The organism is Acidovorax radicis N35 (assembly GCF_000204195.1).
Classification (GTDB): Bacteria; Pseudomonadota; Gammaproteobacteria; order Burkholderiales; family Burkholderiaceae_C; genus Acidovorax; species Acidovorax radicis.
The window spans coordinates 266,507-279,298 of sequence record NZ_AFBG01000023.1; the positions used below are offsets into that span (position 1 = coordinate 266,507).

General features: G+C 66.3%; 9 protein-coding genes and 1 rRNA gene. 6 read left to right on the top strand and 4 right to left on the bottom strand.

Annotated elements, in window-relative coordinates; genetic code table 11:
• Positions 1–114 precede the first annotated feature (114 nt).
• Complete coding sequence (locus tag ARADN35_RS0123180) at positions 115–2,787, top strand: hybrid sensor histidine kinase/response regulator (protein WP_010466438.1); 2,673 nt, start codon at positions 115–117, stop codon at positions 2,785–2,787.
• Between the two features lie 146 nt (positions 2,788–2,933).
• On the opposite strand, the gene ARADN35_RS0123185 is transcribed toward ARADN35_RS0123180, so the two are convergent.
• From ARADN35_RS0123185 to ARADN35_RS0123195, 3 genes are all read right to left on the bottom strand, one after another.
• Entirely contained in the window at positions 2,934–3,578 is a 645-nt protein-coding gene (locus tag ARADN35_RS0123185; RefSeq protein WP_010466439.1) for a response regulator, read from the bottom strand.
• A 29-nt stretch (positions 3,579–3,607) separates the two neighbouring features.
• Entirely contained in the window at positions 3,608–4,540 is a 933-nt protein-coding gene (locus tag ARADN35_RS0123190) for a LysR family transcriptional regulator (RefSeq protein WP_010466440.1), read from the bottom strand.
• A gap of 136 nt (positions 4,541–4,676) precedes the next feature.
• Positions 4,677–6,602, bottom strand: a complete 1,926-nt coding sequence (locus ARADN35_RS0123195; RefSeq protein WP_010466441.1) for an acyl CoA:acetate/3-ketoacid CoA transferase — start codon at positions 6,600–6,602, stop codon at positions 4,677–4,679.
• 265 nt (positions 6,603–6,867) lie between these two features.
• Here ARADN35_RS0123195 and ARADN35_RS0123200 point away from each other — a divergent pair, with 265 nt between their 5' ends.
• The 5 genes from ARADN35_RS0123200 to ARADN35_RS0123220 all read left to right on the top strand — a co-directional run bounded on the left by ARADN35_RS0123200 (position 6,868) and on the right by ARADN35_RS0123220 (position 12,590).
• The gene (locus tag ARADN35_RS0123200; protein ID WP_010466442.1) at positions 6,868–9,078 is read left to right on the top strand and encodes a malate synthase G; all 2,211 of its coding nucleotides are present in this window, start codon (positions 6,868–6,870) and stop codon (positions 9,076–9,078) included.
• Between the two features lie 316 nt (positions 9,079–9,394).
• Positions 9,395–9,643 carry a cysteine-rich CWC family protein gene (locus tag ARADN35_RS27575; protein ID WP_081474701.1) on the top strand — a complete coding sequence of 83 codons (249 nt, stop codon included), beginning with the start codon at positions 9,395–9,397 and terminating at the stop codon, positions 9,641–9,643.
• A gap of 142 nt (positions 9,644–9,785) precedes the next feature.
• Entirely contained in the window at positions 9,786–9,974 is a 189-nt protein-coding gene (locus ARADN35_RS0123210; protein ID WP_010466444.1) for a 4-oxalocrotonate tautomerase, read from the top strand.
• A gap of 165 nt (positions 9,975–10,139) precedes the next feature.
• Positions 10,140–11,615, top strand: coding sequence for a DHA2 family efflux MFS transporter permease subunit (locus tag ARADN35_RS0123215; RefSeq protein ID WP_029414335.1), 1,476 nt, complete (start codon positions 10,140–10,142; stop codon positions 11,613–11,615).
• 207 nt (positions 11,616–11,822) lie between these two features.
• On the top strand, positions 11,823–12,590 hold the full coding sequence (locus ARADN35_RS0123220) for a class II glutamine amidotransferase (protein ID WP_010466446.1): 768 nt from the start codon (positions 11,823–11,825) through the stop codon (positions 12,588–12,590).
• A gap of 105 nt (positions 12,591–12,695) precedes the next feature.
• Here ARADN35_RS0123220 and rrf read toward each other — a convergent pair.
• Positions 12,696–12,792: ribosomal RNA gene (gene rrf, locus ARADN35_RS0123225) — 5S ribosomal RNA — on the bottom strand; the annotation flags it as partial.

Sequence of the window (12,792 nt, forward strand, 5' to 3'; positions counted from 1 at the left end):
ATAGGGCACCGCTTGCCCCAATATAGGGAAAACCCCTAGCACTTGGCAAGATGCGGCACACTCGCTCCCCGCAACATCTCAGCCTCTGGATTGCGCCAGGAACCCCTTTTCCCCATGACGACGCCCCGCCTCCGAAAATTCTGGACCCTGCTGATCCTCCTGGGGGGCATGGTGGGCAGCATGCTCGCTGCCGGCCAGTGGGCCTGGCAGCGTTCATTGCACGACGAAAACAGCAGCGTACAGAGCCAGCTGGCCCTGTATGGCCAGGCGCTGGCCCAGCGCATCGACCGCTACCGCACCCTGCCCGAGGTACTGGCCCTGGACGCGCAGCTGCGCGATGCCCTGGGCCGCCCCCTCAGCACCACCGACGTGGAGCAGCTCAACCACAAGCTGGAGCAGGCCAACGGGGCCAGCCAGTCGTCCACGCTCACGCTGCTCAACCGCGACGGCCTGGCCCTCGCGGCCAGCAACTGGCGCACGGCCACGAGCAATGTGGGCGTGGACTACAGCTTTCGCCCCTATGTGCAGCAGGCGCTGGCGCAGGGGCGCGGCAGCTTCTACGGCATCGGCGTGACCACGGGCGAGCCCGGCTACTTCCTGTCGCAGGCCATCCGCGACAACAGCGGCCACACGCTGGGCCTGGTGGTCATCAAGATCGCCCTGCAGGAACTGGAGCGTGAATGGCTGCAGACGACGGACATCGTGCTCGCCTCGGACGCACATGGGGTGGTCTTCCTGGCCAGCCAGGACGTGTGGCGCTACCGCCTGCTGGAGCCACTGGACGACGAGGATCGCCGCGAGCTGAACGCCACCCGGCAATACGCCGAGCAGCCGCTGCGCCCGCTGGAATACCGCGTGGTGGAAACCATGGACCACGGCGGCCGGCTGGTCAGCGTACAGGCCCCCGCCCTGGCCGGCCGCGTGCTGTGGCAGACCCAGCAACTGCCCGGCACCCCATGGCAGCTGCACCTGCTGCACGAGACACACAACAGCTTCGCGGACAGCCGCTGGGCCGCCGCGGCGGGCGCGGGCGGCTGGCTGGCGCTCGGCCTGCTGGTGCTGTTCGTGCGCCAGCGCCAGCGCCTGTCCAGCCTGCGCCAGCGCAGCCGCCAGGAGCTGGAAACCGTGCTGCACCAGCATGCCCAGGAACTGCGCACCGCACAGGACGGCATCGTGCAGGCGGCGCAGCAGGCCGCACAGCAAACCGATACGGGGCTGTCGCGCAGCCTGGAACACCTGCCGCAGGGCGTGGTCATCATCGACGCCGACCTGAACCTCGTGGCCTGGAACTCGCGCTACGTGCAGCTGTTTCGCTTTCCCGGCGATCTGATGCGCGTGGGCCAGCCGATTGCCAACCTGCTGCGCCACAACGCGCGCCGGGGCCTGCTGGGGCCTGGCCCGGTGGACGAGGCCATTGCACGCCGGCTGGCCCATCTGCGCAGCGGCACACCGCACCTGCACGAAAGCGCCAAGGACGACGGCACGGTGCTGGAGATCCGGGGCAACCCACTGCCCGAAGGCGGCTTTGTGACCAGCTACGCCGACATCACCAGCTACAAGAACGCCGCGCGCGAACTGCGCAGCCTGGCCGACGCGCTGGAGCAGCGTGTGGCCGACCGCACGCGCGACCTGGATGCCGCCCGGCGCGAAGCCGAGCAGGCCAACCGCTACAAGACCCGCTTTGTGGCGGCCGCCGTGCACGACCTGCTGCAGCCGCTGAACGCAGCGCGCATGTTCACCTCGCTGCTGCGCGGCCACCTGCAGGGCGATGCCGAGCGGCATGCGGTGGACAGCATCGACGGCGCGCTGGCCTCGCAGGACGCGATCCTCAACAGCCTGCTGGACATCGCGCGCATGGAGTCGGGGCAGCTTGACGTGCGCGTGCGCGATGTGGCGCTGGGCCCGTTGCTGCAGGTGCTGGGCCACAACTTTGGCGTGCTGGCCGAGAGCCAGGGCCTTGCACTGCGCTGCGTGCCCACCACCGCCGTGGTCCGCACCGACGAAAACCTGCTGCGCCGCATCCTGCAGAACTTTGTCTCCAACGCCATCCGCTACAGCCGGCACGGGCGCATCGTGGTGGGCTGCCGCCGCGAGGGTGACCACCATGTCCGCATCGAGGTGCATGACCAGGGCCCGGGCATCCCCGAGGCACTGCAGCGCGAGATCTTCGAGGAGTTCCGCCGCCTCGACGAGGGCCAGGGCGGCGACCGGGGCGCAGGCCTGGGCCTGGCCATTGTCGAGCGCCTGGGCCGCCTGCTGGGCCACCCGATCGGCCTGCGCTCGCAGCTGGGGCGGGGCAGCGTGTTTTCGGTGCGCGTGCCGCTGGGCGACCCGGCCGCCGTGCAACCCATCGGCCCCGCCACCACGTTGCCCGAACAGGGTGACGACGCCCCACTGCACGGCAGCAGCGCCTGGGTGATCGAGGACGACGGCCCCACCTGCGCCGCCACCCGGGCACTGCTGGAACGCTGGGGCTGCCAGGTGCCGCTGGCCGCTGGTGCGCCCGAAGCGCTGGCCCAGGCCCAACCCGGCCAGGCCCCGCAACTGGTGCTGCTGGATGTGCACCTGGGCCCCGGCCACCACGGCCCCGATGTCTATGCCGCGCTGTGCCAGCGCTGGGGGCAGACGCCCGCCGTGATCCTGGTCACCGCCGAGCGCGACGCCACCTTGCGCCGCCAGGCCGCCGAACGCGGCTGGGGCTTTCTGGCCAAGCCGGTGCGGGCGCCAGCGCTGCGGGCGCTGATGAGCCAGACGTTGTTGCGACTGAGGCAAGGGTCATCCCCCTGAGCCGCTGGCGCGGCGTCTCGCGCATCGCGCCGGGCCCCGTTGTGGGGCAGCAATCCAATCGCTCCATTTTTGATAGCAACAAGCGTTTTACACATAAGCGCTAGCGGCCATTTTTACTCAAAAAAACTGCCACAAACTACCGTCCATCAATCCGAAACACCCTCCTCCGTCTCCAGGCTTTTGACCAGCACCGCAGCCTGTGTGCGGCTGTAGCACGCGAGCTTCTTGAGGATGGCGGTGACATGCACCTTGACGGTGTTCTCGGCCAGGCCCAGTGCGGCGGCGATCTGCTTGTTGAGCAGCCCGTCGGCCAGGCACAGCAGCACGCGGAACTGCTGGGGCGTGAGCTGCGCCAGCCGCGCGGCCAGCTCGGCGTCGGCCTCGGAGCGCTCGGCCGCCATGGGCGGAAACCCGCTGCCGCCGTCGAGCACGGCCTGGATGGCGTCGCCCATGGCCTCGGCGGGCGCGGACTTAGGGATGAAACCCGCCGCACCAAACTGCTGCGCGCGCCGGATGACACGCGGGTGGTCGTTGGACGAAATGATCACCACCGGCAGCTCGGGGTATTCGCCGCGCACATGCAGCAGGGCCGAGAAGCCGCGTGTGCCGGGCATGCTCAGGTCCAGCAGCACGAGCTCGATCTCCGGGTGCTCCTGCAGCGCCGTGCCCAGCGTGGCGGCGCTGGCCGCCTCCAGCGTGCGGTACTGGGGCAGCCGATCGCGCAGCACGTGCAGCACGGCCGCGCGGAACAGCGGGTGGTCGTCAGCGACGAGAAGCGTGGGCTCGGACATGGAATGTGCAGTCTGCCACGGGGCGGTGGTCAGCCGCCCTGGGGACCTTTCCAGAACGCGGGCTGTGCGTACTGGTGCTTCAGGAAGTCGATCCACAGCCGCACGCGCAACGGCAGGTGTTTGCGCTGGGGGAACACCACGTAGATGCCGTTGGGCGGCGCGGCAAAGTCCTCCAGCACCGCGACCAGGCGGCCGGCGGCGATCTCGGCCTCGACCTCCCAGGTGCTGCGCCAGGCAATGCCCCAGCCGCCCAGGCACCAGTCGTGCAGCACCTGGCCGTCAGAACAGTCGAGCGGCCCGCCGGGCTTCAGATGCATGACCTCCGTGGCGCCATCCGCAAGGGGCACCCGGAACGCCCAGCCGCGCGTCTGCGATGCGTCGCTCGACAGCGTGAGGCAGTCGTGCTGCACGAGTTCTCCCGGCGCACGCGGGGTGCCGCGCCGGGCCAGGTATTCGGGCGTGGCCACGCACAGGCGGCGGTTGTCGGCGATGCGCACGCTCACGAGCGACGAGTCGGGCAGGTCGCCCACACGCACCGCGCAGTCAAAACCTTCGCCAGCCAGATCGACCACGCGGTCGCTGAGGTTGAGCGAGATGGTCACGTCCGGGTGCGCCGAGCGAAAACGCGGCACCAGCGGCGCCACATGGCGGCGGCCAAAACCAGCCGGGGCGGTGATGCGCAAATGGCCCGTTGCCTTGACGCCGCCTTCGGACACGCTGGCCTCGGCATTCGCCACGTCGGACAGCAGGCGCTGGCAGTCTTCCAGAAACGCGCTGCCCTCGTGCGTGAGGCTGATGCGGCGGGTGGTGCGCACCAAGAGCTTCACGCCCAGGTGCTCTTCGAGCGCATCCAGCCGACGGCCCATGATGGCGGGTGCCACGCCCTCGGCCTTGGCGGCTGCCGTGAGGCTGCCGCGCGTGGCCACCGACACAAAGGATTCGAAGGCCTTGAGTTTGTCCATGGGCGGTGATTATGGAGACATCGGTGGGTGGCCGGGCAGCCGCGCCGCACGGCACGCTATGCACACTGGTTTTTAGAGAAAAAACAGGCTCCAGCGCTTTATGGACATGCGCAATTAGCTATTATTTATATAGCAATCAAAGCAAGCGCGACTTCAAGAATCCCACCGTGCCATAGCGCTTGACCTCCGCATAGTGGTCGCGCGTGAGGCCCTGCACCATGGCCGCGTAGGCATCGGCCAGGTCGGGCACGATGGTGAAATGGTCGTAGTTCACGATCACCCCCACGCGCTCGCCCTTCAACGCGAGCGGGGCGAGCAGGCGGCGCACCTCCTGGTCGATGGCGTCGATGGTGGTGGCCGTATTGATCTGCAGGCCCGAGAAGTCGATGTGCAGCAGTTGGCGCGCAGCGTCCAACTCGAAGCGCTGCACCAGCGGGCGGTTGAGCAGCTGCTCGCGCAGACCCAGCGGGCCGGGCTCGAACAGGCGCATGTCCATGGTCTGCAGGCCGGGGCTGATGCGCGGCGTGAATGCCATGTGGGCCAGCACGTCGCGGTGCAGGTCGATGCCGGGCGCCAACTCGATGAGTTCCAGCGCACCGCCGCCATCCACCTCGCCCGAGGGCACCAGGCGGAACACGCAGCGCTCGGTGACGTACAGCACGCGCTGGCCGCGCCGCAGAGCCTCGGCACCGCTGAAAGTGCGGTGCTCGACCTCGCGCACCAGCTTGCGCGCGCCGCCCTCGTGCAGGATGTGCAGGTGGCCGTCGACCGCCTCGACCTGCAGCGCCCCCGCCGTGAAGGTGCCGACGAACACCACTGTCTTAGCGTTCTGGCTGATGTTGATGAAGCCGCCCGCACCCGCCAGGCGCGGCCCGAACTTGCTCACGTTGAGGTTGCCGTGCTGGTCGGCCTGCGCCAGGCCCAGGATGGCGATGTCCAGGCCACCACCGTCGTAGAAGTCGAACTGGTTGGGCTGGTCGATGATGGCCTGCGGGTTCACGGCGGCGCCGAAGTTGAGGCCCCCTGCGGGGATGCCGCCGATCACGCCGGGCTCGGCCGTGAGCGTGACGAGGTCGATGATGCGCTCCTCGGCCGCCACGTTGGCCACGCCCTCGGGCATGCCGATGCCCAGGTTGACGACCTGGTGCGGGCGCAGCTCCAGCGCCGCGCGGCGGGCGATGATCTTGCGCTCGGTGAGCGGCATGGCCTCGAGCGTGTCCACGGGCACACGCAGCTCGCCCGCGAACGCGGCGCTGTAGGGCTCGGCAAAGGTCTGGTGGTGGTGCGCGGGCTCGGTGGCCAGCACCACAGCGTCCACCAGCACACCGGGCACCTTCACCTGCCGGGGGTTGAGCGTGCCGCGCTCGGCGATGCGCTCGACCTGCGCGATGACCACGCCACCCGAGTTGCGCGCGGCCATGGCGATGGCCAGCGCTTCGAGCGTGAGCGCCTCGCGCTCCATGGTGAGGTTGCCGTCCGCGTCGGCCGTGGTCGCGCGGATGATGCCCACGTGGATGGGGAAGGCCTTGTAGAACAGGTAGTCCTGCCCGTCGATGGGGAGGATACGCACCAGGTCTTCGGTGGTGCGCGCGTTGAGCTTGCCGCCGCCGTGGCGCGGGTCCACGAAGGTGTCCAGGCCCACGCGCGTGAGCGTGCCGGGCTTGCCGGCAGCGATATCGCGGAACAAATGCGTGATCACGCCCTGCGGCAGGTTCCAGGCCTCGATCTGGTTGTCCACCGCCAGTTTCTGGATGCGCGGCACCAGGCCCCAGTGCCCGCCGATCACGCGCTTGAGCAGGCCGGCGTGGCCCAGGTGGTTGAGCCCGCGCTGCTTGCCATCGCCCTGGCCTGCCGCGTAGACCAGCGTGAGGTCGCGCGGGGTTTGTGTGGCCTCCCAGCGCTGGGCCAGCGCCACGGCGATGCTCTCGGCAAACCCGATGCCCACAAAGCCGCCGGTGGCCACGGTGTCGCCGTCATGGATGAGTTGCACTGCGTCGGCGGCGCTGACGATCTTGTTCTTGTAGGCAGCGTTCAGCGCGCCAGCGGCCAGGGGTGCCTGCATGGTTTTGTCTCCCGTTGGGGTTATTTTTTTGCGCCGGGCTCTCCGTCCTTCGCCCCGGCACTTGGCGCAGCGTAGTGCTTTACCAGTCGCTGCGCCATTCCGTGCAATTACGGACTGTCACCAGTTTTGCTTAAAAGTCATTGGTTTCGAGCTTTTCAGCGTATTTATGTGGGCAAACATTTGCAATACAGTCTGACTCATGGGGTCCACCCGTGTGGGCCCTGCTGCTTTTTCCCCATTCACCTTCAAGACCCAAGGCACCCCCATGACCGACCGCACCGCAATCCACGGCCTGCAAGTGGCCACTTCCCTGTACCGCTTTGTCGACGACAAGGTGCTGCCCGGCACGGGTGTCGATGCCGCGTCGTTCTGGAAGGGTTTTGACGCCATCGTGGCCGATCTGGCCCCGCGCAACATCGCCCTGCTGGCCGAGCGCGACCGCCTGCAGACCGAGCTCGACACCTGGCACAAGGCCAACCCCGGCCCCATCAAGGACATGGTGGCTTACCGCGGTTTCCTGGAAAAGATCGGCTACCTGGTGCCCCAGCCCGCCGACGTCAAGGCCACCACGGCCAACGTGGACGACGAGCTGGCCACCCAGGCCGGCCCGCAACTGGTGGTGCCCATCCTGAACGCCCGCTACGCGCTGAACGCCGCCAACGCCCGCTGGGGCAGCCTTTACGACGCGCTGTACGGCACCGACGCCATCCCCGAGGCCGATGGTGCCGAAAAGGGCAAGGGCTACAACCCGGTGCGCGGCGCCAAGGTGATCGCGTTTGCGCGCCAAGTGCTGGACGACACGGCGCCGCTGAGCACGGGCTCGCACAAGGATTCGACCGGCTACCGCGTCGAAGGCGGCCAGCTGGTGGTGTCTCTTGCCAACGGCAGCACCACGGGCCTCAAGGACCCATCGCAGTTCAAGGGCTACCAGGGCGATGCCGCTGCGCCCAGGTCGGTGCTGCTGCAGCACAACGGCCTGCACCTCGATATCCAGATCGACCGCGCAACGCCCATCGGCCAGACCGATGCCGCGGGCGTGAGCGATCTGGTGCTGGAAGCGGCGCTGTCCACCATCCTGGACCTGGAAGACTCCGTGGCCGCCGTGGACGCCGAGGACAAGGTGCTGGGCTACAGCAACTGGCTGGGCATCATCCAGGCCACGCTGACCGAGCAGGTCGCCAAGGGCGGCAAGATCATCACGCGCGGACTGAACCCCGACCGCGTCTATACCGGCCCGGCTGGTGGCGAAGTGCGCCTGCATGGCCGCTCGCTCATGTTCCTGCGCAACGTGGGCCACCTGATGACCAACCCGGCCATCCTGTGGACCGACGCGCAGGGCCAGGTGCGCGAGATCCCCGAAGGCATCATGGACGCGGTGGTCACCACGGCGATTGCACTGCATGACCTGCAAGGCCATGGCAAAGACGGCATCCGCAACTCCCGCAAGGGCAGCGTCTACATCGTCAAGCCCAAGATGCACGGCCCCGCCGAAGTGGGCTTTGCGAGCGACCTGTTCGGCCGCGTGGAGCAACTGCTGGGCCTGCCTGCCAACACGGTCAAGCTGGGCATCATGGACGAGGAGCGCCGCACGTCCGTCAACCTGAAGGCCTGCATCGCCGCTGCATCGGCCCGCGTGGCCTTCATCAACACCGGCTTCCTGGACCGCACCGGCGACGAGATGCACACCGCCATGCACGCCGGCCCCATGGTGCGCAAGGGCGACATGAAGACCAGCGCCTGGATCCAGTCGTACGAGAAGAACAACGTGCTCGTGGGCCTCTCCTGCGGACTGCGCGGCAAGGCGCAGATCGGCAAGGGCATGTGGGCCATGCCCGACCTGATGGCCGAGATGCTCAAGCAGAAGATTGCCCACCCCAAGGCCGGTGCCAACACTGCCTGGGTGCCGAGCCCGACAGGCGCCACCCTGCACGCGCTGCACTACCACCAAGTGAAGGTGAGCGACATCCAGATCGAGCTGGAAAAGACCGACGCCAACGCCGAGCGCGACAACCTGCTGACCGGCCTGCTGACCGTGCCCGTGGCCGCCGCCCCGAACTGGAGCGACGCCGAGAAGCAGCAGGAGCTGGACAACAACGCCCAGGGCATCCTGGGCTACGTGGTGCGCTGGGTGGACCAGGGCGTGGGTTGCTCCAAGGTGCCCGACATCCACAACGTGGGCCTGATGGAAGACCGCGCCACGCTGCGCATCAGCAGCCAGCACATGGCCAATTGGCTGTTGCACGGCGTGGTGACACCTGCCCAGGTCAAGGAAACCTTCGAGCGCATGGCTGCGGTGGTGGACGGCCAGAATGCTGGCGACCCGCTGTACCAGCCCATGGCGGGCCACTTTGACACCAGCTACGCCTACCGCGCAGCGCTGGACCTGGTGCTCAAGGGCGAAGAGCAACCCAGCGGCTACACGGAGCCACTGCTGCACGCCTGGCGCCTGAAGCTGAAAGCGGCACAGGCGGCCTGAGCGGAGGCTGTGGAGCGCGCGAGGGCATGGGGCGCGCGTTACAAAGAGTGATTACTCTTTTTTTGATAGCAGCTAGCGCATGATAGTCAAGCGCTAGCTGCTATTTTTGCTTGGAACTTCCCTCACCGCCTCTCGACCGCACCGCACGGAACCCAAGCCGATCGACTGAAATGTCGCAGGCCTGAGGGAACCGGCCCCGGTCAGAGGCAGCCCAGGCAGGCCGGCTCCGCATCGGCGCCTGCGCTTGCGCCGTACACTGGCTCACGACATGCTGGCATTCGCGGGCATGACGCCCCCTCAACGCGCCCCATCTCCCATGACCTCCTGCTCGCTCAACGCGGCCGACGCGGCCGCAGCATCCGTCTGCCCCCTGTGTGGGCAGGCGAACCTTTGCGCGATCGCCGCAGGGCAGCCCGCCGAGAGCTGCTGGTGCATGGCACCCCACACCATCGCCCCCGCGGCACTGGCCGCCCTGCCACCCGAGCAGCGGGGCAAGACCTGCATCTGCCCGGCCTGCGGGTCATCCGGGGGGCAGCCACCACCGCAGCAGCCCGCGTCGATATGATTTCGCCTTTGTTTTTATTTTTGTTGTGACTTTCGCAAAACAGGCCTCAGGCAAGCGGCTCACCCCAAGGCGAGACGGCTGTCGCATCCTGATTTGCGTGAATCCTGTTTGTTTGTTCACCCCCTACTGCAAGGAAGCTGACATGCCCACGTACCACGTCGAAATGATGGAAGGCCGCACGGTCGAACAAAAAAAGAAACTGGTGGAGGAAATTACCCGCGTCTCCGTCGAAATACTGGGCGGCTCGCCCGAGTCCGTGGACATTCTGATCACCGACATCAAGCGGGAGAACTGGGCCACGGGTGGCAAGCTCTGGTCCGAAAGGACTTGAAGGCAACCCCCTGAGGCACTGCCCACCGCCCCCTTCTCTCGACTCGCTGCGCGATTCGGGAAGGGGAACACGCAGCGAGTGCAGGGAGACGGCCCTCGCGTGGGTTTTGCGCATTTTTGACGGCCGTAGCCTCTCAGACCGGATAGTTGCCCCGAGACCCGCCCCATGACCACGCAGCCGCCCTCAGGATCCCTCGCCGTATTGCGGGAGCGCTACGGAGAGCGCTATCGCTGGCTGGTGTTGCTGTCCGTCATGGTGGGCACGATGGCGTCGATCATGTCGTCCACCATCGTGAACGTGGCCATCCCCGACATGAGCCACTACTTCACGTTGGGCCAGGAACGGGCGCAGTGGGTCACATCGGGGTTCATGGTCGCAACCACGGTCTCGATGCTCACCACACCCTGGCTGCTGTCGCGCTACGGGTACCGCGCCACCTACGTGGGCGCCATGTTGCTGCTGCTGGCGGGTGGCATTGGCGGCGGACTGGCCCAGGACTTCGGTCTGGTTCTGGTCGCCCGGGTGGCGGAGGGCCTGGCGGCAGGCGTTGTTCAACCCATCCCGGCCGTCATTATTCTTTACGCCTTCAAGCCCCACGAGCAGGGGCGCGCCAGCGGCATCTTTGGCATGGGCGTTGTGCTGGCACCCGCCATCGGGCCCAGCATCGGTGGTCTGCTGGTGGACTGGTTTGGCTGGCGCTCCATCTTCTTCATGGTCGTGCCACTGTGCCTGGCGTCCATTGCGCTGGCCTACAAATTTGTGCCCGTCACCGCGCCCGGCGGCGTGGAGGCCAATCGCCAGGGAGAGGCGTTGGACTGGCGCGGCCTGCTTCTGGGCACCGTGGGCACGCTGTGCCTGCTCAATGGGCTGGTGTCGTTGCATGGCGGCTCCGCATCCGAGGCCGGAATCTTGTTGCTGGGCGCGTTGGTGGCAGTGGGCTGCTTCATCGCCTGGCAGCGCACGCTCCTTCGCAGGGGGCGCAAGCCGTTAATGGATCTGCGCCTGTTCCAGTACCGACAGTTTGCGATGGGCAGCGTGGTGGCCTTCATCTATGGCACGGCGTTGTTTGGCTCGACGTATCTGCTGCCGGTGTTCATGCAGCTGGGTCTGGAGCTGTCCGCCTCGCACGTCGGCACACTCATGCTGCCCGCCGGTTTTGTCCTCGCAGCCACCATCGCCGTGGTGGGCCGCCTCGCAGACCGGCAGCCAACCCACCTCCTCGTCAGCATCGGGCTGGGTTTGCTGGCGCTGTCCTTTGGATTGATGGTGTTCGTGGGGCTGAACTCTTCACTGTGGATGCTGGTCGCCTTTGCCATTCTGGGACGCATTGGCCTGGGGTTCATCCTGCCTTCGCTGAATCTGGGCGCCATGCGACCCCTGGACAAGTCGCTGATCTCCCAAGGCTCCAGTGCCATCGGTTTTCTGCGCATGCTAGGGGGTGCTGCAGGCGTGAGTCTTTGCGGCATCGTCCTCGAGTGGCGGCTGGGTGCCCATGGTGCATCGCTGGCAGCCGGAGCCAGCAACACGGCACGGATCGCCGCTTTCGGTGAGACTTTTTTAATGCTGACCTTTTTGTGTTTGCTGGCCTTGGTGGCGGCATGGCAATTGCGCGAGGCGAGTTCCTCTGCGCATGGCGCCTGATCCGCTCGATCGCGCGGGTCAAGGAGGTGCTTCGGTACTGCTCAGCCCACAACCTGCTTGCGCGTCCACACTTTTCCCACAGAGCCCACCGTCATGGCGCTATAAACGGAGTGGCTATTCGCCTTTCCTTTTTGCGGCAATAGCTGAAGCCGGTGGATTGCCAGCCATCTCCCATTCTCACTACCCAGCCGAAACGGAATTCAAGCCATGTGCCAACTGCTCGGCATGAACTGCAACGTGCCCACCGATGTGACTTTCAGCTTCACGGGGTTTGCACAACGTGGTGGAAAGACCGACCACCACAGCGACGGCTGGGGAATTGCCTTCTTCGAAGACAAGGGGCTGCGGCACTTTGTGGACCATCTGGCGGCGGTGGACTCCCCAGTGGCGGAGCTGATCCGCCGCTATCCGATCAAGAGCAAGAACGTCATTGCACATATCCGCAAAGCGACCCAGGGAGTGGTCAGCCTGCAAAACTGCCACCCCTTTGTGCGTGAGCTATGGGGGCGCTACTGGGTGTTTGCCCACAACGGCGATCTCAAGGATTTTCGACCGCGCCTGCACTCGCATTTTCGGCCCGTGGGAGATACCGACAGTGAGCATGCCTTCTGCTGGATCATGCAGGAACTGGCCAAGTCACATGCCAGCGTGCCCTCCATTTCTGAGCTGACATTGACGCTCAAGGAATTGGCGGCCCACATATGCCCGCGCGGGACGTTCAATTTCCTGCTGTCCAACGGCCAGGCGCTGTGGAGCCATGCCTCGACGAGCCTGTACTACATAGAGAGGCGGCACCCGTTCGGGCAAGCCCAGCTGAGCGACGAAGACGTTCGGCTGGATTTCTCTCGAGAGACCAGCGAGAGGGACGAAGTGGCCGTGATCGTGACGAGCCCGCTGACGACCAACGAGACGTGGACAGCCTTTGGCAAGGGAGAACTGCTGGTATTCGAGCAAGGCCGGCGGCTGAGCCTCTGAGCCTCAATGAATGAAGCACTTTGGATGTCACTGTTCCAAAGAATTTCACGCCCCCAAAGCAAAAAACCCCAGTCATTGCTGACTGGGGTTTTCTGGGCTGTAAGAGCCTGACGATGACCTACTTTCACACGGGAACCCGCACTATCATCGGCGCAAAGTCGTTTCACTGTCCTGTTCGGGATGGGAAGGAGTGGGACCAACT